This window comes from Pseudanabaena sp. FACHB-1998, assembly GCF_014696355.1.
Classification (GTDB): domain Bacteria; phylum Cyanobacteriota; class Cyanobacteriia; order Pseudanabaenales; family Pseudanabaenaceae; genus Pseudanabaena.
Genome location: NZ_JACJQA010000024.1, coordinates 66,010 through 92,308, shown reverse-complemented (window position 1 = coordinate 92,308; position 26,299 = coordinate 66,010). Strand labels below are relative to the sequence as shown.

Below are 26,299 nucleotides of genomic sequence, written 5' to 3'. Positions count from 1 at the left end.
AACTATGCTCTTACCTCGGCAACAATCTAGTCGCGATCGCCATCCGAATCATCTTGCCGAAGTGGTGGCAACTTCCACAACCGAATTTCTTGCTCAATGTCTAGAGCCTGAAAATTTGGATTTTCCGATCATGCCTGCCTTTGGGAGTTGGGTGAAGTCCCAACAGGATGAGCAAAGCGATATTATTGCCTATGGGGTGGTTTATCATGCAACGACAGCCCCGATTGATTCTGTGCATCGAGCGGTGGCTCTAGGGCTGAGCCTTCAGGAACTCCGCGAGCAGCAACCCCAAATTTTTGCGATGCTCCGTTCTGAAATTAAAGTTATTTTGCTAGGCTTTAGTTCTATCGGTAATATCTATCAACATTTACCTTCTCAACCTCCCCAAATCCATCAAGCGGTTTATGCCTGTAATGAGGAGGAAATTGAGAACTTTACGGAAGAATTAAATTTTTTGAGAACCTTGGTACAAATGAATAATGCTCCTGTGGATGAGCTAATTGCGGCGGTACTCCGCAATGTTTATCAAGTGAGAAAGTGCGATCGCAATTGGTTAGTCCAAGCGGGAAGAAAGCTCAGTATTTTGCTAAAAGATGATTACGATCGCCTCGGCGCAATTTTAGGGCAAGTACATCCCTAAAACCCCATAGCAAGATTAAAAAATGGCGTAGCCATTTTTTAATCTTGCTATGGGGCTGATAGTTTAATAGCTACCGCGCAAGCCTTTAATTCTGGTTGTTTGGAGTCAGGACAAGCTTCAGGATGGGTTAGCGCATTTGCCTCCGCCTTATCTGCCCAGAGTGCGCCCCAATGCATCGGCACAAATAACACACCTCGCGCGATCGCCTCAGTCACCAGAGCAGGAAAATTAGAACTGCCGCGCCGCGATTTCACTTCCACAAGATCGCCATTATTAATGCCAAATTTCGCAGCATCTTTGGGATGGATTTCGATAAAGGGATTAGGATACATTTGCCTAATTTTATCGATTCGACCTGTGCGCGTTTGAGTGTGCCAATGTCCATATAATCTACCTGTGGTCAGAATAAATGGATACTCCTCATCGGCAGCTTCAAACACACCTTGGGAATGGTAAGCGCCAAATCTGGCTCGACGATCGCTGGTATGGAATTGCAAATCTGTATAAAGGCGCTTATTGTGAACCGAGTCTTGAGCGGGATCTTGATCAGAGGCTTGCCATTGCATCGCTCCTAGTTCGGTAAGTTTCCCATGGCTAATTCCTGTCAGATCACAGGGTCGATCGCGCGTAATCTCCACAAATTCAGCATAGACTTCGGCGGAGTTTTGGAAAGGGAACTTATCCGCAAATCCTAATCTTTTGCCAACTTCAGCGAAGATTTCCCAATCAGCACGCGACTCGCCAAGGGGCGGCTGAAAAGACTGACAGAGCGTGACACAACGCTCAGAATTAGTCATTGTGCCAGTTTTCTCGCTCCATTGGGTCGCAGGTAAGAGAACATGGGCAAAAGCTGATGTTTCCGTAGGATAGTAAGCATCTTGATAAACCGTGAAAGGCGATCGCCTCAGAGCCGCTTTTGTTCTGACGAGATCAGGAAAGCTCACCGCAGGATTAGTCGCCGCAATCCAAAGTAAATCTACTTCTCCCGCTTCTAAACCCCGAATTATATCCCAAGCAGTCCGGCCCATCTGTGGCGAAATCTGACCAGAGGGAAACTTCCAAAATGATTCTAATTCCGCACGATGATCGGGATTAGTTACAAAGCGATACCCCGGCAATAAATGGGCTAAGCCACCTGCTTCTCGACCACCCATCGCATTTGGTTGTCCTGTCAGCGAAAAAGGACCCGCTCCTTCTTTGCCAATTTGAGCCGTCAATAAATGGAGATTAATAAGGCATTCTACCTTGGCTGTACCTTGAGTAGATTGATTGACTCCCATTGACCAAATGGAAAGAACTCGCTGGGACTCCGCCCAATATTTAGCGGCAAGTTCTAAATCCTCGAGCCTAATTCCACAGCGCCGCGATACAAATTCGGGAGTATAGAATTGAGTAATTTCCGCAAATTCGGCAAAACCTGTGGTGTGATTTTCAATGAATTGGCGATCGCATTTATTCCAACGTAATAGCAAATGGGCAATGCCATTTAATAAATCAATATCCGTTCCCGGTTGAATCGCTAGATGTAAATCTGCAACTTCGGCGGTTTGAGTACGGCGCGGATCAACGACAATCAGCTTGACATGGGGATTTTTTTTGTGATGGCGGCGAAAGCGATTAAAAATAATCGGATGACATTCGGCGGTATTCGTTCCGATCGCAAATAAGCAATCAGTCAAATCAAAATCTTCATAACAACAAGGCGGGCCGTCGGAGCCAAGACTTTTGACATAGCCAGAAACGGCTGAGGACATACAAAGCCTTGAATTGGCATCAAAATTGTTTGTCCCCAAACAGCCCTTTAGGAGTTTCTGAGCGATGTAATAATCTTCAGTCTGGAATTGTCCTGAACCATACATACAGAGAGCATCTGCACCTTTAGCTGCCATCACCTGCTGAATGCGTTGGGTAATAGAAGTTAAAGCTTCGTCCCAGCTTACTTGGCGAAATTCCTGATCGAGGCGATCGCGCATCATCGGATGCAGCAGCCGATCCTTTTGAATGGATTCGGCAATGGTTGCACCCTTGACGCAAACCATCCCCTGACTCGAGGGATGGGCGCGATCGCCGCGTACTTTAAAGCGATCAGGGAATTTGACAGTTGGCTGTTTCGTTGTTTCCACCACTTCTAAACCGCAGCCGACACCACAATAGGGACATAGGGTTTTAGCGATTTGAGGTGTGGTGCTGGTATTAGAAAGAATTGCAGACATAGACGGATAACTTAGCTATTGGCGAACAGCTACTTTTTTGGTGGCGAAACCTTTGACGGGATCGAAATAGCTAGCTTCGGTGAATTGAGAATAGGGCATAGCCGCAAGAGCCGCGATCGGATCGGCACAATCAAAAGTAGAACCATCAGCTAATACAATTGGTTCTTTGTTCTCCTGTGCAGTGGGTAAATCCAACTCTCGCGCCGCTTGATTATATACATCAGTGGCAAGTAAGTTATAAATTACTTCCGCATGATTTTCTGGGAAATTCACTAAACCCCAACGCGCCATTTGTGCCAAAACCCATAGATGTTCTCTACGTGAAGGCATGTTGTCCACACCAAATTGGCAAAAATCCTTATCATATTTTGCTTCCATCGTACTGACGCGGTAGGGACCCGCAAAGCCTGGACGAATATACACAGGATCAAGATTGAGATAATTAGGTTTTGCCAAAGTTAAGACAACTTCATCACGATTTGACACATTTTCACAGAATTGTGAGGCTTCTAGGAGAGCCTTAACGAGGGCTAGATGGGTATTGGGATACTGCTCCGCCCACTCTTTTTTCAGCCCTAACACCTTTTCAGGATGGCCGCGCCAAATATCCAGATCGGTTGCTACAACAAAGCCGACATCATCATGGACGGCTCGGACATTCCAAGGTTCGCCCACGCAATAGCCAATGATGTTATTCGCGATTAAATTAGAAACCATCTGTGGTGGTGGAATTACGATTACATCCACATCCTTATCAGGTTCAATTTCGCCACTGGCTAGCCAATGCCGTAGCAAAAAGTTATGCATGGAGGCATGATGTACCATGCCCATCGCAGGTGTGTAGGGATTATCGGCGAATTCCTTAATATAATTTTTTAAGGAATTTAGATCATTTACTCCCTTGTTTTGCAACTTTTTGCTCAAGGTAATTGCATTACCATTGCGAGTGAGCGTTAGAGAAGTGACAACTGGAACAGGGATTTTATTCCCCATACCCAAGGTAATCGCGAGGGGCATTCCCGTAACCATTTGAGCCGCATCAAGGCGACCTTCGCGAATTCCTTCCGCTAGATCGTTCCAGCTATTTTCTTTAGAGAGTTTGACATCTAAGCCGTATTTAGCAAAGAAACCATTTTCCTGCGCGATCGCAAAGGGAGCGCAATCAGTTAGAGGAATGTAGCCAATTGTGAGATTGGTTTTCTCGATATTGCCCAAACTGACAGCCGCACTGCTCTTGTTTTTGGCGCGTTCGATCTTGATCTGCTTCTGGCGATCGAGGAAGTTCACCACTTCGCCTCTGAGTCGGTAATAGTTAGGATGATTGACCGCATCAAGACGCTTACGTGGATGGGGCAGATCAACGGTGAGGACTTGACCAATTTTCGCTTCGGGTCCGTTAGTCATCATCACAATGCGATCGCTTAAGAGGAGTGCTTCATCCACATCGTGGGTGATCATTACCGCCGAAATCTTATGCTCATCGCAAATCTGCATTAACTTCTCTTGTAATCGACCTCTAGTTAAGGCATCCAATGCCCCAAAGGGTTCATCTAATAGCAAAATTTTGGGCTTAATTGATAACGCACGGGCAATTCCCACCCGTTGCTTCATCCCGCCCGAAATTTCTCTAGGATATTTATCTGCCGCATGACTTAAGCCCACCAGATCAATATTTTCTTGAATAATATGGCGACGTTCCTCTTTGGGCAAATCCCTTAATACGCGATTAACAGCTAAGCCGATATTTTGACGCACCGTTAGCCAAGGTAATAGCGAGTGATTTTGGAATACCAACATGCGATCGGGACCGGGTTCGCGCACTTCCCGACCTTCTAAGACAATACCGCCTTCACTAGCTCTATCTAATCCCGAAAGGATATTCAAAACTGTTGATTTACCACAACCTGAATGTCCAATGATCGAGACAAACTCGCCTTCTTTCATTTCAAAGTAGACATCTTTGACAGCAACGTAGGGTTTCCCATTGTTGGTTTTAAAAACGCGACTGACGTGATCGATTTCTAGGAATTTGGACATAATTAATTACTCAGCATCATCAGCAAGGGCAAAGCGGTTATACAAAAATTCGAGAATGTAGTTACGCAGGGTGTAATAGCGAGGATCGTCGGCGATCGCTTTACGATCGCGGGGACGGGCAAAGGGTATGTCAACGACTTCGGCTATATGGGCGGCGGGTCCATTGCTCATGAGGACAATGCGATCGGCTAGGAACAAAGCCTCATCAATGTCATGGGTGATCATCAGCGCCGTAACTCGATTGGCTCGCCAAATTGAGAGTAGTTCTTCTTGCAACTCTTCGCGGGTCATTACGTCCAACGCGCCGAAGGGTTCATCAAGGATTAACACTTCAGGACGAATTGATAATGCACGGGCGATCGATACGCGCTGACGCATCCCGCCAGAGAGTTCTTTCGGTCTTTTGTTCATTGCTTCAGTCAAGCCCACCAGAGCCAGACTATCTTTGGCAATCTTGGTCTTTTCTTCTTTAGATTTGTCGGTATAAACTTGTTTTACAGCAAGATAGACATTCTCAAAAGCACTCATCCAAGGCAATAGCGAATAGTTTTGGAATACCACCATGCGATCAGGACCGGGACGCAGGATTGGTTTTGACTTTAAGCAAATCTCGCCAGCAGTCGGTCTGTTAAAACCTGCGATCATATTCAGCAATGTCGATTTACCGCAACCAGAGTGACCGATCACACAAATAAATTCGCCTTCATATACGGTTAAGTTCACGTCTTCGAGAACGGTATAGGGACCTCTAGCAGTTTGGTAAACTTTGGAAACTCCATCAATTACTAAGAAAGGGTCTTGATTTTTTTTCTGGTCGTTATCGGTAAGATCTAATGTCTGCATATTGCTACTTTGATTAATTTTAAAAATTTAGAGTTTTAATTTTGCCTATGGCAAAATTAAAACTCCAATAGGTTTACGAATCTGACTGAACTGCGAATTTACTAATGTAATAAACCAGTTTGTCAAGCAACAGCCCCACTAAGCCGATATACAAGAGCGCTAGAATCAGTTCGCTCTGTTTGCCGCTATTGTAACTATCCCAAATAAAGAAGCCGATGCCACCACCTGCGGTTAACATCTCCGCCGCCACGATCGCTAGCCATGATAGACCAACAGCAATACGTAAACCTGTGAAGATATAGGGTGCAGCAGATGGCATTAGGATTGTGATGAAGTAATCTAATTTACCGAGTCGCAATACTCTTGCCACGTTGCGATAATCTTGAGGAACCTGCTGTACACCCACCGCCGTATTCATCAAAATCGGCCAAATCGAAGTTACAAAAATCACGAACAGTCCCGCCGCTTCGTTGACGTTCAGTCCGATAGTTTGGAGGGATTCATTCATGCCACTAAAGGCTGCTAAAGCGATCGGCAACCATGCGAGGGGAGGGATAGTTCGCAAAACTTGGAAGATTGGATCGAAGGCGCGATAGAGAAAAGCATTTGTACCGATCGCAATACCTAGCGCGATCCCCACGATCGCTGATGCTGTATAACCGATCGCCACACGGCGAACGCTAATCATGGTTTTGACACCCAAGCCCTGTTCGATCGTTACTTTTTCTTTAAGTTCTTTACGGGCTGGACTATCAATTTTTTCTTTGGCATTGACATCATAATATTCGCGATCAAAAAAGGGATGCCAAATATATGGTTGAGTTTCTTCCCAAACTTTAGTTGGTGGTGGTAATGGCGGTTTTTTGCCAGAACAAATTACTTGCCAAGCTGCTAAAAGTAAGATTAGCGCTAACAATGGCGGAATAAAAGTTTTTGCCTGCTGTTGTAACCATTCACCTATGTTATTAAGTGTGAATTTAGAAGTTATGCTACCTGCCACCATTTTTTTGTCTCCTAAATTGGAAGTAATTAATTTTTTGCAACCAACTGCTATTTATATCGCTGATTTAGAAACCATTGAAGAATTACTGTGATTGGTTTTAAATCTCTAAGAGATCCCCCTCAATCCCCCTTAGAAAGGGGGAAGAAGATAGTTTTTATATTCTCCCCCCCTTTCGTAAGGGGGGATGGGTGGATCTACACCAGCATCAAATGGCTTCTAAGACATTACGCCTTCTTGATCTTGAGTCCATCCAAATAGGCTTTAGGATTTTCAGGATCGAACTTGACTCCATCAAAGAAAGTTTCAACACCACGAGAAGTACTCTTAGGAATATCAGCTTCTTTTCCAATCATCTTCGCGGCTTCCTTCCAAAGATCTTCGCGGTTAACCTTATCAACCAACTTCTTCGCATCAGTGTCAGCGTCAAGATAGCCCCAACGCATATCTTCAGTCACAAACCAAAGATCGTGGCTCTTGTATGGATAGGAAGCGTTATCTTTCCAGAATTTCATCGCCAAATCAGGGTTGTCAAGGGTGCGTCCATCGCCGTAGTCAACCTTACCTTGAATTCTACCCAAGATTTCAGCAGCAGGAACTTTGAGCCACTTGTCAGCACCGATGATCTTACACATCTCTTCTTTGTTCTCAGCTTTCTCACACCAAACTTGAGCTTCAAGAATAGCTGCAAGCATTGCCTTGGCAGCTTTAGGATTCTTGTCAACCCAATCACCACGGAGTGTGAATGCTTTTTCTGGGTGATCTTTCCAGAATTCACCTGTGGTAAAGGCTGTATAACCAACATTTTGAGCAACTAGACGAGCATTCCAAGGTTCACCGACACAGAAGGCTTGCATGTTGCCAGCCTTCATGTTGGCAACCATTTGTGGTGGTGGAACAACGATCGTGCTGACATCTTTATCAGGATCGACACCATTTGCCGCTAGCCAATAACGCATCCAAAGATCGTGATTACCACCAGGGAAAGTTACAGCACATTTAACCTCTTTACCACCAGACTTGATTTTGGCAAAGCTGTCTTTAAGAGAATCACTCTTGAGTGCGATTTTTAGTTCTTTAAACTCATTAGCGATCGACATCGCTTGACCATTGGTGTTCAACCTTGCCAAGATGTACATCGGTACTTTGTTCCCGTTAGTAATCTTACCTTCAGAAATCAGGTAAGGCATTGGAGACAAGATATGTGCGCCATCAATACCACCTGACTCAGAACCAAGCACAAGATTGTCACGGGTAGTTCCCCAAGAAGCTTGTTTGAGGACTTCGACATCCTTCATGCCATATTTCTCAAATAACCCCTTTTCTTTGGCAATGATCAGTGGTGCAGAGTCAGTCAGAGCAATAAAGCCGAGTTTTGCCTTAGTTGTCTCAGGAGCATCAGCCGCACTCATTTTAGGAGTGGAACTTGCTGTTGCCGTAGGGCTAGTACTAGCTTTGGTTTCGGTCTTGGTGTCAGTTTTCGTAGCTTCGCCACCACAAGCATTTAAAGCGATCGCGCTGACGGTAGATAGCCCTGCTGTGGTTAAAAATTTACGACGGGAGAATGTACTCATTGATTTCCTTAACGTTGATGAATGACTTGATAAATGAAGTTAATAACTAAACTAATGGGGATTAGGAAGATTAATTAGTAATTTCCTGAACTAGATATGTAGAAGGTGACCGCATAATTGCTTATCCAACGGCTACTAGCTCTGCCGAAGATTCAGATAGGGCTTGTTCCTTAGGTGTAGCACCAAAGTGATCCACTAAAAGTTTTCCAATAACTTCTCGTAAATCTTCACAGGGAACCTTCTCCATCACACATTTGCCGAGATGGGCATCCTTGCCGACAGTGCCACCCATATAAATGTCAACACCATCGACAACCTTGCCATTCTTACGCGCTTTACAGCCCGTAAAACCAATGTCGGCAACCTGTGGCTGGGCGCAAGAATTCGGACAACCGCTCCAATGAATGCGGACAACTTTCGGAAGATAGTAATCATCTGCCAGTTGCTTAGTCAGCGCAAGGGAGCGATTTTTGGTCTCCACGATCGCCACAGGACAGAATTGATTACCCGTGCAGGAGACCAATCCGCGCATCAGGTTATCTGGACTAACAGGGAATTTTTGCAGCAAAGGTTCTTGCAAAAGCGCAGGCAATTTCTCATCACTTACATGGGTAATGAGCAGATTTTGCTCTACCGTGAGGCGCATATCTCCGTTGCCATAGGTGTCGGCTAGTCTTGCGAATTCATACATATCAGGCGCATACATCCGCCCCACAGGAATTTGCAAGCCGACGTAGCTCAACCCAGATTGCTTTTGCTTATGCACACCAATATGATCGCGCTTTTCCCATTCGATCTCATCTTTGAGGGCTGCGGTTTCTAGGGTTTTACCCATTTGTTTCTCAACCTCAGCACGGAATTTTTCCATTCCCCACTCATCAATGAGATACATTAATCTAGACTTTTGGCGGCTCTCTCGTAAGCCGTTATCGCGGAATACGATTAACACCGCTTCGCATAGGGCAACGACATCTTCAGGAGCAACCCATACATTGAGGGGAATGGCAGCTTCAACGCGCTTCGCCGAAAAGAATCCGCCCACAATAACGTTAAATCCAAAAATTTCTTTTGCTTCGTCTTTAAAGGCAGGCACAAAGGCGAGGTCATTGATTTCCGCATGGGTGGAATTATCGCGACAACCTGCGATCGCGATATTAAACTTGCGAGGTAAGTTAGTAAAGGCGGAATTACCTTCACCGTTATTAGTTAGTAAATTTTGAACTTGAATAGCGAGTTCGCGAGTGTCGTAAAGCTCATCAGCATCAATCCCTGCAACAGGTGATCCTGTAATATTGCGAATGTTATCCATAGCGGACTGCACACTGGTCAAGCCAACGGCGCGAAACTTCGCAAACATCTCAGGCACATCTTCGATACAGATGCCGCGCATTTGAATATTTTGGCGGGTGGTAATATCTGCAACACCATGCTCACCGCACTTTTCAACCACCGAAGCGAGAACTCGCATCTGATCGCTACTCAATAATCCGTTGGGAATTCGCATCCGCACCATGAAACGTCCAGGGGTGCTTTTGCGAAAGAATATACCTAGCCATTTCAAGCGGTGTTGCAAATCATCGTCCTCGATCGCTTCCCAACCAATTTGGGCAAACCGATCAATTTCTGCTTTAAGTGCAAGACCATCCTTTGAGGCTTTTAGGTCTTCAATTTTGTTTGCCATGCGATTTATCCTTGGCTCATGCGGGTGAACTTGATCTTTAGCGATCGCGATTACAGCAAAATGCTAAATTTCTATATGTCAAACGCTATTTCAACTTTGTATAGGCTTTACACTACTTAATGTTTCGATCTCAATTCGTATAACTAAATACATATTTTTAATCTTTATTTAATAATTGCAATTATGCAATGCGTTAAATGCATAGCCAGAAAACCCCGCAAATCCAGAAATAACTACGCCATTTCTGGATTTGTAGGGTTTTCTGGTTGGTTCACAAATTGGTATAACTGAAAGAGAGTGGCGCTTTTTGCTGCTTTCTTTCAGTTAATTATTGAGTCCCTATGCTTGAGCGTCTTCAAAAAATTCTGTCTAGACATGGCATCGCTTCGCGCCGAGAGTCCGAACAGATTATTTTGGCAGGAAAAGTATGGGTAAATGGGAAACAAGTAACAGAGTTGGGTACTAAAGCCGAGGCTGCTAGCGATCGCATTGAAGTTAACGGCAAGCTATTAAAAATAGATGCGCCCGCCTTTACTTATCTATTAATGAATAAACCCACGGGAGTAGTTTGCACCTGTGATGACCCCCAAGGTCGAAAAACTGTTTTAAATCTACTGCCCGAAGAATATCAGCATCTTTATCCCGTGGGGAGATTGGACTATAACAGCAGTGGGGCGCTAATCTTAACTAATGATGGCGACTTTGCCAACTACCTGATGCATCCACGCCATCATGTTGACAAAACCTATGAGGTCTGGGTAAAAGATATTCCTAGTCAGTCCACCCTTGAACAATGGCAGCAGGGTGTCATGTTGGAAGGAAGAATGACCTTACCCGCGATCGTTCATCTTCAAAAAATTGCACAATCTCCAAATCCTAAATCACTCACTTCTACAACCCAACTCCAAGTAATTTTGAGAGAAGGTCGTAATCGCCAAATTCGTCGCGTTGCTGAACAATTAGGACATCCAGTATTAGCCCTCCATCGAGTCGCGATCGCTTCAATTTCGGTTACTTCATTAAAAATGGGAATGTATCGTCTCTTAAAAAACACTGAAATCAAAGATTTATATCCTGCAAAAACCTGATGCTGTCTAATCTCTCCAGAGTTTCATCACGTTTTAGATCCCAAATCTCTTTAATTCCCTAAATTGTCAACAAATCAACCCTTAAAATGCTGAAAATCACCCAATTATGTTCAAGCTGATCTTTATTTGATGTCAAAACTTTGCAGAATGTTATAGTTATAAAGGTGTAAGCAATCTGCCTATCGCAGAGCGCTACGTTGTGAGCAAACATATTGCGAACAAATATCTATATAAAACTTGTGGTTGTCCAAGTTTGACCAAGGTCAGCTTGTGTAAGTCAGTCAGTCCAATCTCTTCCTAACATGTCTGTGAGTATTGTGAATATTACAACCTCGAAGCAAGCAGAGAAATTAGCAGAAATCGGAGCGCAGTTTAAGCGAATTCGACAAGATAAAGATCTATCGATTCCACATTTAACAGCAACAACGTTAATTTCTGAACGATACTTGCGGGCGATCGAAGACGGAGAAATCGAGTCTCTTCCCGAACCTGTCTATGTGCGTGGATTTATCCGTAAATATGGTACAGCGCTGGGAGTTGGGGATCTTTCGGATGATTTTCCTTTAAATCCTGTATTGCCTGAGCAAAAATGGGCAGGTAGTGCGGCGGCGGAATTACGCCCACTTCATTTATATGCGCTTTATGTGGGGGTCATTGCAGGAGCCGTGAGTCTGCTAGCGACATTTTTAAATCCTCCTGAAGCTAATAAGATTAACGACAATCAAACTATTTTTGGTAATTCGGCGCAAATTAGTCCTGCTAAAACCAATAAGTCCACCACCGCAATTGATGTTTTGTTGCCGAAAATTGGGGGGTTAGAGGTTCTACGACAGGTCGGAATCGATCAAACGGGAAAAGCCATACCTAATATTTCTAAAACTACTGCTCCCGCCCAGCCGCCTGTGGGTGAAACTGTGACCGCCACTCTCTTAAATCAAACTCAAGCCCAGACGGCTTTTACAGAAGCTAGTTTTGGATTTAATAATGCGCTTACCATATGGGCTAGCAGTACTAATCTCCAAAATAATAGCAGTGCGATCGTTGACAATCCTAAGTTTGATTTTGTGGGTAGTAAACCCGTCAATGTCGGTATTGTCGCCAAGGGAGAATCTTGGGTGAGAATCATTGTGGATGGACAGACGGAGTTTGAAGGAATGCTCAATGAGGGCAAAAAGCTATCTTGGTCTGGCGATCGCCAAATCTCCATCCGTGCGGGTAACGCTTCTTCGATCGCCCTAAGCTACAATAACCAGTCCATTAAGCTACTGGGCAAAGAGGGTGAAGTGGCGGAAAGAAACTTTGGGCTTAATCAAGCCAATAATGTCGAAGTTAATGATGATAGCGTGCGTGGTTTTGTGGAATTTATGTCCACTAGTAACTCTCAATAAAACTTCATAAAAAAGGCGGTGCAAAGCACCGCTTTTTTTATAGTTAGCTACTCTCTAGCCCACTTTTTTTGACTAACTCCTCTGGGGTGAGCTTGGCTAAAAATTCACGAAAGGCTTTTCTTTCAGCTTCGTCAGCATCTTGATCCACAGGAATTGATGCTTCGAGGATGACCTCTTCCATTACCCAAATTGGACATTTTGCCCTTACTGCAACGGCGATCGCATCACTAGGACGGGCATCGATTTCTTTTTTGATATCTCCCTGTGAAACCGTGATCACAGCATAAAAAGTGCTGTTTTTGAGGGCATGGACGACAATCCTCTCCACAGTTATACCCCATGCATCCAAAAAATTCAGCATTAAATCATGAGTCATTGGGCGCTCTAGTGGTCTACCATCTAAAGCTCCGATAATTGCTTTGGCTTCGGCTTCGCCAATCCAGATCGGCAAGGCTCTCCGTTCTAAAGTGTCTCGCAGTAAGACGATAGGATTACGGCTGACAGCATCAATCGCTATTCCAGCCACCTTCATTTCGATCATTGTTGCCAGCCTTTCTCAAGAAATGAGCGAAAGTACCCCTCATCAATCAAAAATCTTGATGTGATATTGATAATTAAAGACCATCCATATCTAACTAGCAAGGGTTTTAGAAATTGAGAGGCTTTTGCAGGTTATTATATCACCGTCACGATAGGGAATCTGGCTTCCCGTCTTGTTTTTAAGGGCAATATCCACAACATGAAATCAGACTTAAAAAATATTACGATTATTGGCGCTGGTGCTTGGGGATCGGCGCTAGCAAGTCTGGTAAAAACAAACGATCATTCTGTGCAGATCTGGTCGCGGCAAAGCAATTTGTCGCTGGCGGAAGTAGTTATAAATAGCGATGCGATTATTTCGGCAGTGTCGATGAAAGGCGTTAGGGCGATCGCGGAGCAGTTACAAAGTGCAAAGCTACTACCCCATGCAATTTTGGTCAGCGCCACGAAGGGGCTAGAGCCACAGACCCGACAAACTCCTTCCCAAATTTGGCGATCGCTGATCCCCGATCATCCCCTTGTGGTGCTGTCAGGACCAAATCTGTCTAAGGAAATTATGGCGGGACAACCTGCGGCGACCGTAGTTGCGAGTAGCGATGAAGCGGCGGCTCAATTCATTCAAAATATTTTTGCGTCACGCAATTTTAGGGTCTATACCAATTCCGATCCCATTGGCGTGGAGCTTGGCGGCACGCTCAAAAATGTGATTGCGATCGCGGTGGGGGCTTGCGATGGGCTAAATTTGGGGACAAATGCTAAATCCGCCTTAATTACGCGATCGCTGATTGAAATTATTCGGGTCGGGGTGTATTTTGGGGCGCAGCCTGAGACCTTTTGGGGACTATCTGGTTTGGGCGATCTACTAGCCACTTGCAATAGCAATCTCAGCCGTAATTACCAAGTAGGCTATGCGATCGCACAGGGGATGAGTCTGGAAGCGGCGATCGCGAGTGTGAGTGGTACGGCGGAGGGGGTAAATACGGCGAATGTATTAATGGAAATTAGCGATCGGGAAAAAATCTATGTACCTGTATCCCGTTATGTTGATCGACTGCTCAAGGGTGAAATTACTCTACAACAAGCTGTAGAAGGACTGATGGAACGGGATCTCAAACCAGAAAATTAAAAAATCAAAAAAGAGGTGTGGCGCACGCGCAGCGTGCGCTAAAACTTTTAGGATTTATTTAGCACCAACTTAAACCTATGCATAATCCAAATATTGTTTCGGCTGATTGGCTCCATGCTCGTCTTGACCAGCCTCAAGATCATTCTCAAATAGTTGTAATTGATTGCCGATTTTCTTTAGCCGATCAAGATTTAGGGCGTAAGCAATATCAAGAAAACCATATTCAAGGTGCTTATTACCTTGACCTCCATCTAGATTTATCCAGCCCTGTGCAGCAACATGGCGGGAGGCATCCTCTCCCCGATTTTGAGCAACTAGCGACAAAGCTATCCCAAATGGGAATCACAGAGAAAACTACAGTCATTGCCTATGATGATTCTCGGTTTGCCTTTGCCTCGCGGCTGTGGTGGTTATTACGCTATATGGGACATGAAAGTGTGGCGGTTCTAGATGGCGGCTTTGCAGGATGGCAAGATCAAAACTATGCAACTAGTGCGGAAATTCCTGAGCCGAAAATGGGATGCTTTATTCCCAATTTACAAACTGGATGGGTGGTCGATATTCAAGAGGTAAAATCTCGCAAGGATTTAGCCGATGTTGTTTTAGTGGATTCACGGGAAGGCGATCGCTATCGGGGTGAGCGCGAACCGATCGATCCTGTGGCGGGACATATCGAAGGTGCAGTTAACTATCCTTGGATGGAAGTTACCAATGAGCAAGGTTTTGTACTTAGCAATCAGGGCGATCGCTGGCAAAATGTCCAAAATGCACAGGAAGTGATTGTTTACTGCGGCTCAGGGGTGACTGCTTGCGTGAATTTGCTATCGCTAAAATTAGCAGGAATTGAAACAGCAAAGCTCTACGCAGGAAGTTGGAGCGATTGGTGTTCCTACTTATAATTAGCTAATGGTGGCGCTCTGCGCCACCATTAGCTTTTTGCTAAACAAGGGGCGTAAGTAAGCCCCCTTTTATTTAATTCGGGTGCTGCTGCGTAAAATTTGCCGATCGCACATTTCCTGACTAGTTGCAGGTTCCAAACAAGCTAAGCCCTGACAGACCATCGCGATCGCCTCGGGATGGGCAAAATTCTGCTCGATTCGCAAATTGGCTACGGGCCAATATTGCCGATTGAGATAGGCGTACTGCTCTGGATTTGCGCGTACCAGTGTATGATTGCGGAACCAGTCAAAGGCAACTAATAGACTCGGACAAGCTACAGGGCTATTGCTCATCACCTGACCAAAACGTTTCAGCCCCAACTCAGCCCGATCTAGATATTCCAATTTTTCGGTAATGCTCGCTAGCCGTACTAGATTCGCGATCGCCACACCATTAGCTGAAGGAATCGCATTATCTTGATAATTGCGTTCTCGCAATAATAAATGCTGACTGGAATCGCTCGTAGTATTGAAATAACCGCCAGACATCGCATCCCAAAAATCGCGATCGAACTCCGCTTGAATGGCGATCGCCTGCTCTAAATAAAAACTTGCTGTTTCAGGAATTGCTTGATGTAAATCTAGCAAAGCCTTAATTAAGAGTGCATAGTCTTCCGACTGAGCCGCCCCCGAAGCTGTGCCTTCATAATTAATTCTTTGTAAATGTCCCTCCATCCATTGATTTTCTAGAATGAATTTCGCCGCCTTGACTGCTAGCTGCTTAAAAATTGGCTTCGGAAAGGCACGATAGGCAACAGCTAAGCCCGATATCATCAGCGCATTCCAAGACGTGATTGCCTTGGTATCCGTTACGGGAGGAACGCGACCTTCCCAACTAATTTCGCGAATGTCCGCTTGGCTACGCGCCACCGAAAAAGCGTCAGTCGGACGGGAATATTCACCATAACGACGACGGAATAGTTTTAAGAGACTATTTTCAATCTCAGGGGCTAACTCTCCTAGCCTTTTACGCTGAAGCACATTAGTTTCTTCAAAATTACCACTCACCGAAATGGTGAACTCCTGCATTAATAATTCTAATTCTGTGGCACTAAAAAGCTTTTTGAGTTCTGCATAGCTCCATACCCAAAATTTGCCTTCTCGACCCTCGCTATCAGCATCTTGAGAGGCATAAAAACATCCCTCTTCCGCGAGCATTTCTCTCTGTAACCAAATAGCCGTGATTTCGCAAGCTCTGGCGATCGCAGGTTCTTGTAAGCCAGACATCCATAAATTCGCGAGATATTCCATGATCAAGCCATTGTCATAGAGCATCTTCTCAAAATGCGGCACTGTCCAAGTGGGATCGACCGTATAACGATGCCAGCCCCCCGCTACATGATCAAAAATACCGCCCAAGGCTAAATCTAGTCCCCTTTGCTGCGCCTTATCTAACACCAGCGATCGCACCGATTCAAAACGACTTGCCCTCAGCAAAAAATTAGCGTAGGGAATCATCGGAAAACAAGTTCCATAATCCCGATTAGTAACTACCTCAGCACATTTGGCAATTCCATTAGCCAAAACCTCATCGCTAATAATTGGCACAGGAATGAGACGATTAACTTGATGCAAATTCCGCACGATTTGCTCTTTATAGTCTTGAATGTCCTGATGGCGATCGTAATAAATCTCACAAATCGACTGCAATACTCTTAAAAATCCTGGGCGACCATAGCGTGGCTCAATGGGAAAATAGGTTCCGCCATAAAAAGGCACTAAGTCATCGGGAGCCAGAAACAGATTAAGCGGCCATCCGCCACTTTCGCCCATAATCTGCACAGCTTGCATATAGATGCTGTCAAGGTCAGGACGTTCTTCGCGATCAACTTTAATCGCCACAAATCGCTCATTCATATAGTCAGCGATTAAGGTATCCGAAAAGGCTTCATGCTCCATCACCGTACACCAATGGCAGCTAGAGTAACCTACAGATAGAAAAATCGGCTTATTTTCGGCTCTCGCTTTTACCAAAGCTTCGTCGCCCCAAGGATACCAATCAATGGGGTTCTCAGCGTGTTTACGGAGATAGAGGCTTTGCGATTGCGCGAGACGATTGGGCATAGGGCAGAGTTAGGCGGACTGACTAAAGAGGAATTTTTGTGTCATGGCTAAGCCATGACACAAAAATTCCTCTTTAGTCAGTTTAACTCTTTGTTTCGCCAATCTTCAAAGCAACTTAGTTGCTTTAATCCAATCTTTGATTTCGCTGGGTACGGTGGTGAAATGTAAGTAAATGATCTTAAATTTGGGCGATCGCTGTTTAGGAATAGAAGCGATCGCTAGTTTATTTTCGAGAACGAAATTTTCTGAAATCATCTGCTCTAATCCACTCGTACGATTAGGCTGTTGACGCTTTAACACCTTGGCATAGATTTCCCCTGAAACGGCAATTTCTGAATTTTGATTCCCATCTACTCGCGGATAATCAACGGGAACTTGGAGATGGATCTTGAGATTGCTTAATACAGGAATATCCTGACTAGCAAAGATTTCCGCCCCATAAAGAGATAATCTGCGGATTTCGCCTGTAAAAATGTCCGTTCCTAAATGCTTCTCTTCTAAAATGCGATAGGTAATGGGAATAGGAGTTGGCAAAACTTGGAGAGATTCATTGATGGAAGGGAGTTCCAGACCATAACTACCTTCAATACCCCAAATATCGTAGATCGAGATTGGTTGAGATACGCCTTTGGGTTCTACTTGCATAGAGCCGTTAGTTTTGACCATATCTTGAACTTCTTGATAGGTAGTTTCCGAAATCAGGATTTGACCACCGACCGTATAGGATTCGATGCGGGCGGTGAGGTTGACGTGATTGCCCACCACGGCATACTTAGCGCGGGATTGGGAGCCAATATTTCCCGCCACGACTTCCCCTGTATTAATGCCAATTCCCATAGCTATTTCGGGTAAATTCATGTGAGCAAGCTTTTCATTGACCGATCGCATGGCTAATTGCATAGCGATCGCACTGGCGACAGCTCTGGCGGCATCATCTTCGCGATTAATGGGTGCGCCGAAGAGAACTAAAATCGCATCCCCGATGAATTCGTCAATTGTGCCTTGATAGGGGGCGATCGCCTCGGTCATTGTGCCGAGAAAAACATTGAGGATTTCCACGACCTTCTCAGGAGGCATCTTTTCGGAAACTGTGGAGAATCCCCGCAAATCACACATCAGGATTGAGACTTTACGGCGATCGCCTCCAAGCTTCAGTCCTTCAGGAGTTTCGAGAAGGCTTTTGACCACCGCGTCGGTGAGATAGCGACTAAAGTAAGCGCGAACCTGTGCAGCCGTAATAGCTAAATAGCTCGTCACGATCGCGCCGCCACCTAAAAAGGCAATCATCGCAGGCACAAAGGGTAACCACCAGCCATAGTTTAGGGCTATATAGCTAACAGCCACCAAACCACCGCCGATCGCAAAAATACTGAGCGATCGCGCCACCAGCACCAAGAGTTCCCGATCCTTAGAACTAACATTGCGCCATTGCCAAATTAAAAAGGAACCTGCTAAAGCCCACCCAAAGATCCAGAGATATTCCCAGTACTTCTCCCAAGTATGGATCGTCGCTCGTCCATCAAGGGAACTACTAAGAATATGACTAACAATCTGGGCATGAACCTCGGCTCCCGACGTAAATATGCGGGTGCTGCCAATCCCGCTATCCAGAGGCGTAAAAAACCAATCTCGCAAACTCACCGCAGTTACGCCAATAATCACCACGCGATCGCGCAATACCTCAGGGGCAAGCTTGCCCTCTAAGACTTCCGCCATTCTCACAAACTGAAAGCCTTTAGCGGAACGGCGATAGTTAATTATAAATTGATGTCCTCCCACATCAATATGACTGTAACCGCCATCATTCGCATTTAGTCGCGGCGGATTTAACGCTTGCTCAAAGGGAACTGTTTTTTCCTGTTCAAGATAGAGCAAAGATAATTGCAAACCAAAGCTTAGGGAAGTTTTACCATCGGGGAGGCGCAGAGATAGCAAGCCTCGCCGCACCCGACCATCAGCATCAACGGGCAGATTAATTGCTCCCACTTGATCTAGCTCCGCTAAAGCAGGAGGTGGGGCAATATCTGAACTAGCGATCGCAAAGTTAGAAGCTACGAGATCGGCGGTTTTGGATGCACCAATCAAGTTGGGAGTAGTTTTAAATAATTTCTCTAATTGGGCATAGCCTAAACCCAGTGGCTTATCTCTTGCTAAGTCCAGCCCGATCGCACGGGGCTTTTGCTGACGCACTTTATCTAATAACTGAGTTAATAGAGCATCATCAATTGGCCATCCATATTGACGGATATCCGCTTCATCAATGCCCACAACGACGACTCGCTGATCTTCTGGCTCGGGCGATCGCCATCGAAAAAATTGATCGAGCAAAGATAGTTCTAAAGGTTCCAATGCTCCTAACAGTCTTAGAGCAATGACCACTACAGAAATACTGGGAGCGGCGATCGCAATACCACGCCATTTCCAGAGAAGATTTTTCAACCGAGCAACCTTCGCCATGATCGATCCTTATTGAACAATGCTATAGCCATCCTACTTAATAGTGGTGCGCGGCAACGCCGCGCACCACTATTAACTGATGTTACGTGGAATCCTCACCCCCCCAGCCCCCTCTCCCATCAAGGGAGAAGGGGAGTAAGACAATTTCTTGTTCCCTTCTCCCCTTTTGGGAGAGGGGCTAGGGGTGAGGGTCTTGGAAACTTCCACGTAACATCAGTATTAAGTAGAAGGCTTTGAATTAAGATTATTCTACTGGGGAAATTTTTTGGGACACAAAGGAGAAGGGTAAGACGCGATCGAGTTTAGATGTTTGTAGCAAAGCATTCCATTCTGCAAATACTTCAGTATTTCGAGGAACTGTCATTTGAGCTTCCGCCAAAGTTTGTACAGCATCATACCAAATGCTCTCTTGGGCTAGAAGAGCCGCTTTTTCGGTGGGATTAGTAACCTTTTTAAGTTGTTCTACGAATTTGGCACTAGGCGCAATTCGGCGAATCATTCCAAACACAATCTTGGAATCAGGCTTTTCATTTACATCAAATCTCCATCGATAAGCCTTACCTAATTCTAGGCTGGGCGCATCATCGGGAAGTTTAAAGGCAATAATACCAGCTTCATTTTTTAGTTCAAAATCCTTACGGTAGATAAAACGACCATTCCCTTCTCTTTCATACAGTCGGAAAGTGCCTTGTCCTTCAAATTTGGGAACAAGGAAATAAATGGTTGGACGCTCCGAAATAGTTTGCGGGACGGGGGTTGTATCTATTTTTAAATCTGGAAGTAAACCAATTAGACAAGCTGTATCCTTGAGGCAGACACCACGGATGATCCCAGGGGATGATGTTTTGGGGGCATCTAGATTGCTTGGGGGATTGTACTTGACTTTACGTGACTGTGCTTGGGCAAATGGCGTAAAGATGGTAACCGATGAAGCGATAGTAGTTGCCGCCAAGCAAGAACAGGCTAACGCTGTTAAGAGTTTTTTTGGGAAATACATAATGCGATCGCCTCCAGAAAATTGGATTGTATGATCAAGTAGGCAAATAGTGGGCAGTTATACAGATATTAAGAATGCAGCTTTCACTAAAAAGTTGCTATAGACATTCGACTTAACATTTTGCTGTGGGCGTAAAGCACAGGAAAGCGTATGATGAGATTTAGAAAAGTTTATTTAAATTGTCCTTAAGTCTATAAATCGTTACAAATTATGGATATCTTGTCACTAGGTTGGTTTGGTTTGTTGGGTATGTTCACACTATCGATCGCTTTCGTTGTGTGGGGACGTAACGGTTTATAAATCGTGCTTCTCTATTCCAAAATATAAAGGCGGCGCATTGCGCCGCCTTTATGATGTCGTACCAAAACAGAAAATGGCGTAGACATTTTCTGTTTTAAAATCCTTAGTATAGCTGTGGTCAATCTTGTTAGGACACAAAACCAGAAGACGAGTTGCGGCGCGAAGCGCCGCAACTCGTCTTCTTAGGTTTTGATTTGTCCTAATACAAGTGACCACAGCTATAGATTTGGGTTTCAATTCACCAAAGTGTTAGCACTTTGGTGAATTGGGATAAAAAGTTTAAATTTTGTAACCAAGGTATATGTCAGAAGCTATTGTTCTTAATTCTTTTTTCTGGATTGCGATCATCTTGCTAGCGCTTACCACAGGTGGCATTGGCTATCTTACTTATCTAGAATGGCAAGACCGTCGCCGTCGTGGTGGAAAAAGTTAAACCACTCGTACAGGCGATCGCTTTTCCAAGGACTATTCCAAGCTAGCCCCAAATTGATCGTATCCTCAAATTCGTCGGGCAGTTCCGCATCCTTTGTGGCTACAAAAAATTTAAACGTGGTGATTTGCTCCCATTGCTTTAGATGCTTAAAGACTCGCACGATCGCTTGGCGGTAGGGATGATTGGGCTGCTCGTACCAATCCTCGGAAATTTCATTGGAGCGATCGAAGCCTAAATGCACAATCGAAAGCTTATGAGCGGGAGACTGGGAGGAATCTTTTTTGCTAGCTGCCTCAGGAGATAGGCTCGCACCATTGGCAAAAAGACTAGCCAAATTGGGAGAATTTTCCTCCTGCAATAGCAGGTCATTCTCCGAGGCAACTTCTCGTAATTGCGCCAAATAATCTGACGATATATCACCTGTCCAGCAAATGCCCAAGGTGACCAGCTTAGTTTGCAGGAGTAGATGCCCTAATTTCTCCGCCTTAGTTTCGAGATAGCGCGAGTTATATTCGTTGGTTTCGATCAGCAGAGGCAAACGCCCAACTACTTCAATATCAAAACCCTTCAGCCCTGCTAGTTTGCGGGGATTATTGGTGATCAGGCGCATTTTTTTGACTCCTAGATCATGCAACATTTGCGCCCCAACCCCATAGGTACGCAGATCAGCCCCAAAACCTAGCTTTTCATTTGCCTCAACCGTGTCTAATCCGCCATCTTGGAGGGCATAGGCTTTGATCTTGTTAATTAGTCCAATGCCGCGCCCTTCTTGCTTGAGATAAATGACTACGCCCCAATTGGCAAATTCAATCATTTTTAAGGCGCTTTGCAACTGCCCGCGACAATCACAACGTAGGGAGCCGAGGGCATCACCTGTCAAACATTCCGAATGGACTCGGACTAGCACTTCATTGTCGGCAAATTCCTGTGGATCGCCTTTGACGATCGCTAAATGCTCGGTGTTATCAATGATATTGCGATAGGCATAGACGCGGAAATTACCAAATAGGGATGGCAAACTGGCGATCGCCTCCCGCTTCACAAAGCGATCGTGGGTAAGGCGATAGCTAATCAAATCGGCAATGCTAATTAATTTGAGGTTGTGCAGTTTGGCATATTCGATCAACTCAGGCAAACGCGCCATCGAGCCATCATCATTCTGAATTTCACAAATTACGCCTGCGGGATATAGCCCTGCCATCTGCGATAAATCAACGGCTGCTTCCGTATGTCCTGCTCGTTTTAATACGCCGCCATCTTTGGCTCGGAGGGGAAATACATGTCCCGGACGACGCAGATCATTAGGGCGAGTATGAGGGTTAATCGCGGCTTGAATTGTGCGCGAACGATCCTCCGCCGAAATTCCTGTGGAGGTTCCTTCGACCGCATCAATGCTGACGGTGAAAGCGGTTTGTTGGCTATCGGTATTGCGATCAACCATGAGGGGCAAATCTAAATTATCAAGGCGATCGCCAGTCATCGCTAGGCAGATTAAGCCCCTTGCTTTGACTGCCATAAAGTTAATCATTTCAGGAGTTGCAAATTGCGCCGCTCCAATTAGATCGCCTTCGTTTTCACGGTTTTCATCATCGACAACGATAATTAGGCGACCAGATTTAAGGTCGTTAATGGCATCTGGGATGGAGTCAAATTGAAACTTGGTCAAGGCTTACTATTCAGGGCTTCAAGCTATTTATATCTATAATATAACGTTGTTTACCCAAGGATAAGTGGCGACGCTTTGCGCCGCCACTTATCTTTTTATGCAGGCATAGTGAAATTTCTAAATTATTTGAGGGAATAATTTTATTGAGGGGAAATGCGAAGATTATTTGTAAGAACTTGCGATCGCGGCAGAAATTCATATTTCAGGCAGGTGGGAGGAAAAAAAATAATTGGATGAAATTTTCATAAGCTTTTTAGTAGATTAATTGAGGCTGGGATATGTTGAATGCATCTAAGGTTGTGAATACCGCAAAGACTAGCGAACCCGAAGGACTATTTAGCGCGATCGAACAGACAACTATGCCTCTCCAAAATGTGATGGGTGTGAGTTTGTTGATAGTTTTACTTTGGAGCGCTCTTGGCGCAACTGCCTATCATTACTGGCAATTGCGAAGAACTCGCGAACAGTTAAGGGTGGAACAAATCAAGAATCAAGAACTGCTCAAAAAACTCAAATTAGCGCTACATACAATTGATGACCATGAACGTAATCCCGATCTAATTCATTCCCGTGAATTTAATCTCGACTACCTCAGTATGAGAATGGAGGAACCTCACTTTTGTGACATTATTTTGGCGCAGATAAAAGTTAATCTCCGTCACAAAGTTGCGCCTGCCTTAATGCCTACGGAAGAGGAAAATGGCAATGTCCGCAAAATTGATGTCATTTTCGATGTTTCCTACCAGCCTGAACATCATGATGATTCGCAAATTCGGGTTCTTTTTCGTATTCATGTCAAATTAGCCAAAATTCCTGCCCATGGTTCTCAAAGTATTCTTAAGGATTTGGCTAGTGGTTTAGAAAACTTTGTTTCAGCTTCCGATGAAAATCGCAACTGGCAACCTACGATTCAAGGCAAACTTGCCGTGATCAGTTGGGATCAAAATGCGAAGCCTACACCTGTACTAGTGATTGAGCAAACCAATGAGGGCGCAAATGTCCTGATGCGAAATAAGCGTTTAGCTCACTCAAAAAGATAAGGGTTCCATAACTTAATAAAGAACCAGATTTTGATGGCGCGGCTCTGCCGCGCCATCAAAATCTGGTTCTTTATTTTATGACAGAGCCATAACAGAAACTGATTCTCACGCAAAGCGTGAGAATCAGTTTCTTGGAGTTTAGCAATTATGGATGGCGTAACTGCCGAGAATTTTGAGATTTTCGGTAACGGTTTTTAATTCTTGTAATGCTTCATGGAAGTTCGATTCCTGAGAACTAACTTCGATATCTAGAAAAAAGATATATTCGCCAAGCGATCGCTTGGTGGGGCGAGACTCAATGCGACTTAAATTAATATGGCGATCGGCAAAGACTAACAAGGGCTTAACTAAAGCTCCGGGAATATTGCGATTGAGGCTAAAGGCTAGGGATGTATGCGTGCCTTGGGTGCTGGGTTTATGTCCTAAAACTAAAAAACGGGTGCAGTTATCGGGTTGATCGTTAATGGGAAATTGCAAAATCGGTAGGTTATACAATTCAGCAGCGCGTTGAGAGGCGATCGCCGCCGCAGTTAAATCTTCTGCAACCGTATGGAGTCCATCGGTAGTGGAATCTGTAGCAATTTGCTGCACATTAGGCAAATGTTGATCGAGCCATTGCTGACATTGGGCTAAGCCTTGAGGATGGGAATAGACAGTTCTAATATCTTCCAGTTTTTCGGCACGGGTAATCAGAGCATGGGCGATCGGGAGAACGATCGCTTGTTGAATTTGTAAAGCTTCCGATTGCCAGAGGCTATCAAGGGTCATGGTTACGCCGCCTTGGATAGAGTTTTCCACAGGCACGACCGCGATTTCCACATTACCTTTTTCGGCGGCGTTAATTGCTTGGGGTATCGTCGGATAGGGACACATTCGCGATGGATCGTGTTCTAGGTCTGGATGACTAAGCTGCAAATAGCGCAAGGCTGCCATTTCTGAATATGTACCTGCGGGACCAAGATAAGCGATCGTTGTCATGATTAAAGCTGTGTGGCAGTCAGGTTAATCATAACGCGATCGCTTTGATTAACAGGAATGTAAATGTAACCTGTGTATGTCCAGATCCCCGACTTTTTCTATATCAGTTCAGATCGCTTTTGCCCTCATCCCCCACCCCCTTCTCCCGTTCTGGGAGAAGGGGAGTAAGATATTTTTCTTGTTCCCCTCTCCCTTTTTGGGAGCTACCGTGTACACACAAGTCTAAGTGTCTACGTTGCGATTTATCTAAGCCCCCTAAATCCCCCAATTCTGGGGGACTTTGAAAGAATTTTCTTTTCTTGTTCCCCCAGAATTGGGGGCTAGGGGGCGATTAAATGTTGACTTGACTGGGTTTTATGACTTGTGTGTACACGGTAGTTTTTGGGAGAGGGGCTAGGGGTGAGGGTCTTAGACAATTCTGCGTCAGTCCTAATAAATTTCCTAAATGAGCGAAAAATGCCAATTAGACAAGTCAAACGCAGTATTGCTATTTATTTATCAGCAAAGTATGCTTTGTCGAAAGTAGCTGCAATTTTCAACTCTAATCTATATAAATAAGCGGCTTAAGCCCCTTGCCTGTAAATCCCTACCTAACAACCTGTCACCAAATGCTCAAATCTAAAATAAAAATGGGGGGGTGACTGCTCTCCTAGCAACCACTCTAGCCTTTTCTAGCTCCGCCGAAGCAATTAATCTGATCGGTAACTTACCTTCAAATGATGGTGGTGGTGGTGCTAACATTTCTGCTGGCGTTCAGCAGACTGCTGTCGGTTTCACATTACCCGTAGGCGTGGGCTATCAATTAGATAACATCGTTTTGCGACTCTCAACCTACAACACCGATACTGATGGTGATGTCGCCCTGCTGCAAATCTATGCCGATGCCACTAAAACAAGTACCAGTCCATTAGGAGCCACACTCCAGACAGTTTTCTTCACTAACCCTACATCTAATTCTGATGCAGCGAGTGACTTCACCTTCACTCCCACTGCCAACTTCACCTTTGCCGCAGATACGCGCTATTGGCTATTAGTCGATGCAACATCTGGTAATTATGCTTGGTTTGGGAGTTTTCCTGCTGTCGCGCCAACAGGAGTTGCTACTTTTGATAGTTATAGGAGCAGTAACAACAATGGTGGAAGCTACTTTAATAACGCGAATCGCTATTCTTTTCAAGTCAATGCTATAGATGCTACGCCTGTTCCCTTTGACTTTTCGCCACAGTTTGGCATAGCCGTCCTCGGCGGCGGTTGGCTCTTGCGTAAAAAGTTTAAAAAATCAAAATAAGCAAGAAA

Annotated in this window: 21 protein-coding genes; 9 read left to right on the top strand and 12 right to left on the bottom strand. The window is 44.9% G+C overall.

The genetic code is table 11. The features are described 5' to 3' along the window. Positions 1 to 4 precede the first annotated feature (4 nt). Positions 5 to 640 (top strand): hypothetical protein, encoded by a 636-nt coding sequence (locus tag H6F42_RS08570; protein WP_190398938.1) that lies wholly within the window; start codon positions 5 to 7, stop codon positions 638 to 640. 47 nt (positions 641 to 687) lie between these two features. On the opposite strand, the gene H6F42_RS08565 is transcribed toward H6F42_RS08570, so the two are convergent. The 6 genes from H6F42_RS08565 to H6F42_RS08540 all read right to left on the bottom strand — a co-directional run bounded on the left by H6F42_RS08565 (position 688) and on the right by H6F42_RS08540 (position 9,988). Continuing rightward, positions 688 to 2,853: a nitrate reductase gene (locus H6F42_RS08565; RefSeq protein WP_190398937.1), complete on the bottom strand. Its 2,166-nt coding sequence runs from the start codon at positions 2,851 to 2,853 to the stop codon at positions 688 to 690. Between the two features lie 15 nt (positions 2,854 to 2,868). Further along, positions 2,869 to 4,890, bottom strand: coding sequence for a nitrate ABC transporter ATP-binding protein (locus H6F42_RS08560; RefSeq protein WP_190398936.1), 2,022 nt, complete (start codon positions 4,888 to 4,890; stop codon positions 2,869 to 2,871). A 6-nt stretch (positions 4,891 to 4,896) separates the two neighbouring features. Then, on the bottom strand, positions 4,897 to 5,733 hold the full coding sequence (locus tag H6F42_RS08555) for a nitrate ABC transporter ATP-binding protein (protein ID WP_190398935.1): 837 nt from the start codon (positions 5,731 to 5,733) through the stop codon (positions 4,897 to 4,899). 73 nt (positions 5,734 to 5,806) lie between these two features. Continuing rightward, positions 5,807 to 6,736, bottom strand: a complete 930-nt coding sequence (gene ntrB / locus H6F42_RS08550) for a nitrate ABC transporter permease (RefSeq protein WP_190398934.1) — start codon at positions 6,734 to 6,736, stop codon at positions 5,807 to 5,809. Positions 6,737 to 6,960: 224 nt separating this feature from the next. Beyond that, on the bottom strand, positions 6,961 to 8,307 hold the full coding sequence (locus H6F42_RS08545) for a CmpA/NrtA family ABC transporter substrate-binding protein (RefSeq protein WP_190398933.1): 1,347 nt from the start codon (positions 8,305 to 8,307) through the stop codon (positions 6,961 to 6,963). A gap of 121 nt (positions 8,308 to 8,428) precedes the next feature. Next, positions 8,429 to 9,988 carry a ferredoxin--nitrite reductase gene (locus H6F42_RS08540; protein ID WP_190398932.1) on the bottom strand — a complete coding sequence of 520 codons (1,560 nt, stop codon included), beginning with the start codon at positions 9,986 to 9,988 and terminating at the stop codon, positions 8,429 to 8,431. Positions 9,989 to 10,329: 341 nt separating this feature from the next. Between H6F42_RS08540 and H6F42_RS08535 the strand changes: the two genes are divergently transcribed. Continuing rightward, a complete protein-coding gene (locus H6F42_RS08535) occupies positions 10,330 to 11,076 on the top strand; it encodes a pseudouridine synthase (RefSeq protein WP_190398931.1) in 747 nt (248 codons plus the stop codon). 317 nt (positions 11,077 to 11,393) lie between these two features. Further along, positions 11,394 to 12,464 (top strand): helix-turn-helix domain-containing protein, encoded by a 1,071-nt coding sequence (locus H6F42_RS08530; protein ID WP_190398930.1) that lies wholly within the window; start codon positions 11,394 to 11,396, stop codon positions 12,462 to 12,464. Between the two features lie 43 nt (positions 12,465 to 12,507). Here H6F42_RS08530 and H6F42_RS08525 read toward each other — a convergent pair whose 3' ends face one another. Beyond that, on the bottom strand, positions 12,508 to 13,005 hold the full coding sequence (locus H6F42_RS08525; RefSeq protein ID WP_190398929.1) for a bifunctional nuclease family protein: 498 nt from the start codon (positions 13,003 to 13,005) through the stop codon (positions 12,508 to 12,510). Positions 13,006 to 13,203: 198 nt separating this feature from the next. On the opposite strand from H6F42_RS08525, the gene H6F42_RS08520 reads away from it, so the two are divergent. Both H6F42_RS08520 and H6F42_RS08515 read left to right on the top strand, forming a co-directional pair. Further along, entirely contained in the window at positions 13,204 to 14,130 is a 927-nt protein-coding gene (locus H6F42_RS08520) for an NAD(P)H-dependent glycerol-3-phosphate dehydrogenase (protein WP_190398928.1), read from the top strand. Between the two features lie 77 nt (positions 14,131 to 14,207). Beyond that, on the top strand, positions 14,208 to 15,029 hold the full coding sequence (locus tag H6F42_RS08515) for a sulfurtransferase (RefSeq protein WP_190398927.1): 822 nt from the start codon (positions 14,208 to 14,210) through the stop codon (positions 15,027 to 15,029). Positions 15,030 to 15,098: 69 nt separating this feature from the next. On the opposite strand, the gene H6F42_RS08510 is transcribed toward H6F42_RS08515, so the two are convergent. The 3 genes from H6F42_RS08510 to H6F42_RS08500 form a co-directional block, all read right to left on the bottom strand. Beyond that, positions 15,099 to 17,132: a thioredoxin domain-containing protein gene (locus tag H6F42_RS08510; protein WP_190398926.1), complete on the bottom strand. Its 2,034-nt coding sequence runs from the start codon at positions 17,130 to 17,132 to the stop codon at positions 15,099 to 15,101. 105 nt (positions 17,133 to 17,237) lie between these two features. Next, on the bottom strand, positions 17,238 to 19,589 hold the full coding sequence (locus H6F42_RS08505; RefSeq protein WP_190398925.1) for an adenylate/guanylate cyclase domain-containing protein: 2,352 nt from the start codon (positions 19,587 to 19,589) through the stop codon (positions 17,238 to 17,240). Positions 19,590 to 19,833: 244 nt separating this feature from the next. Next, positions 19,834 to 20,586: a DUF928 domain-containing protein gene (locus tag H6F42_RS08500; RefSeq protein WP_190398924.1), complete on the bottom strand. Its 753-nt coding sequence runs from the start codon at positions 20,584 to 20,586 to the stop codon at positions 19,834 to 19,836. 210 nt (positions 20,587 to 20,796) lie between these two features. On the opposite strand from H6F42_RS08500, the gene H6F42_RS22115 reads away from it, so the two are divergent. Then, positions 20,797 to 20,886: a cytochrome b6-f complex subunit PetN gene (locus tag H6F42_RS22115; RefSeq protein ID WP_190350483.1), complete on the top strand. Its 90-nt coding sequence runs from the start codon at positions 20,797 to 20,799 to the stop codon at positions 20,884 to 20,886. A 301-nt stretch (positions 20,887 to 21,187) separates the two neighbouring features. Then, positions 21,188 to 21,319, top strand: coding sequence for a hypothetical protein (locus H6F42_RS22110; protein ID WP_277873840.1), 132 nt, complete (start codon positions 21,188 to 21,190; stop codon positions 21,317 to 21,319). Here H6F42_RS22110 and ribBA read toward each other — a convergent pair. After that, complete coding sequence (ribBA, locus tag H6F42_RS08490) at positions 21,270 to 22,985, bottom strand: bifunctional 3,4-dihydroxy-2-butanone-4-phosphate synthase/GTP cyclohydrolase II (RefSeq protein ID WP_190398923.1); 1,716 nt, start codon at positions 22,983 to 22,985, stop codon at positions 21,270 to 21,272. The two genes, H6F42_RS22110 and ribBA, sit on opposite strands and share 50 nt — an antisense overlap. A gap of 278 nt (positions 22,986 to 23,263) precedes the next feature. Between ribBA and H6F42_RS08485 the strand changes: the two genes are divergently transcribed. Further along, positions 23,264 to 24,025 (top strand): hypothetical protein, encoded by a 762-nt coding sequence (locus H6F42_RS08485; RefSeq protein ID WP_190398922.1) that lies wholly within the window; start codon positions 23,264 to 23,266, stop codon positions 24,023 to 24,025. Between the two features lie 138 nt (positions 24,026 to 24,163). Here the strand turns inward: H6F42_RS08485 and pheA are convergent, their stop codons facing one another. Next, positions 24,164 to 25,006 (bottom strand): prephenate dehydratase, encoded by an 843-nt coding sequence (gene pheA / locus H6F42_RS08480; RefSeq protein WP_347272295.1) that lies wholly within the window; start codon positions 25,004 to 25,006, stop codon positions 24,164 to 24,166. Between the two features lie 634 nt (positions 25,007 to 25,640). Here pheA and H6F42_RS08475 point away from each other — a divergent pair. Further along, the gene (locus H6F42_RS08475) at positions 25,641 to 26,291 is read left to right on the top strand and encodes a choice-of-anchor R domain-containing protein (RefSeq protein ID WP_190398920.1); all 651 of its coding nucleotides are present in this window, start codon (positions 25,641 to 25,643) and stop codon (positions 26,289 to 26,291) included. Positions 26,292 to 26,299 lie beyond the last annotated feature (8 nt).

Excerpts from the sequence above, each read along its gene's own strand:
- H6F42_RS08570 (WP_190398938.1), top strand. The coding sequence starts at position 5 with ATGCTCTTACCTCGGCAACAATCTAGTCGCGATCGCCATCCGAATCAT.
- H6F42_RS08565 (WP_190398937.1), bottom strand. The coding sequence starts at position 2,853 with ATGTCTGCAATTCTTTCTAATACCAGCACCACACCTCAAATCGCTAAA.
- H6F42_RS08560 (WP_190398936.1), bottom strand. The coding sequence starts at position 4,890 with ATGTCCAAATTCCTAGAAATCGATCACGTCAGTCGCGTTTTTAAAACC.
- H6F42_RS08555 (WP_190398935.1), bottom strand. The coding sequence starts at position 5,733 with ATGCAGACATTAGATCTTACCGATAACGACCAGAAAAAAAATCAAGAC.
- ntrB (WP_190398934.1), bottom strand. The coding sequence starts at position 6,736 with ATGGTGGCAGGTAGCATAACTTCTAAATTCACACTTAATAACATAGGT.
- H6F42_RS08545 (WP_190398933.1), bottom strand. The coding sequence starts at position 8,307 with ATGAGTACATTCTCCCGTCGTAAATTTTTAACCACAGCAGGGCTATCT.
- H6F42_RS08540 (WP_190398932.1), bottom strand. The coding sequence starts at position 9,988 with ATGGCAAACAAAATTGAAGACCTAAAAGCCTCAAAGGATGGTCTTGCA.
- H6F42_RS08535 (WP_190398931.1), top strand. The coding sequence starts at position 10,330 with ATGCTTGAGCGTCTTCAAAAAATTCTGTCTAGACATGGCATCGCTTCG.
- H6F42_RS08525 (WP_190398929.1), bottom strand. The coding sequence starts at position 13,005 with ATGATCGAAATGAAGGTGGCTGGAATAGCGATTGATGCTGTCAGCCGT.
- H6F42_RS08520 (WP_190398928.1), top strand. The coding sequence starts at position 13,204 with ATGAAATCAGACTTAAAAAATATTACGATTATTGGCGCTGGTGCTTGG.
- H6F42_RS08515 (WP_190398927.1), top strand. The coding sequence starts at position 14,208 with ATGCATAATCCAAATATTGTTTCGGCTGATTGGCTCCATGCTCGTCTT.
- H6F42_RS08510 (WP_190398926.1), bottom strand. The coding sequence starts at position 17,132 with ATGCCCAATCGTCTCGCGCAATCGCAAAGCCTCTATCTCCGTAAACAC.
- H6F42_RS08505 (WP_190398925.1), bottom strand. The coding sequence starts at position 19,589 with ATGGCGAAGGTTGCTCGGTTGAAAAATCTTCTCTGGAAATGGCGTGGT.
- H6F42_RS08500 (WP_190398924.1), bottom strand. The coding sequence starts at position 20,586 with ATGTATTTCCCAAAAAAACTCTTAACAGCGTTAGCCTGTTCTTGCTTG.
- H6F42_RS22115 (WP_190350483.1), top strand. The coding sequence starts at position 20,797 with ATGGATATCTTGTCACTAGGTTGGTTTGGTTTGTTGGGTATGTTCACA.
- H6F42_RS22110 (WP_277873840.1), top strand. The coding sequence starts at position 21,188 with ATGTCAGAAGCTATTGTTCTTAATTCTTTTTTCTGGATTGCGATCATC.
- H6F42_RS08485 (WP_190398922.1), top strand. The coding sequence starts at position 23,264 with ATGTTGAATGCATCTAAGGTTGTGAATACCGCAAAGACTAGCGAACCC.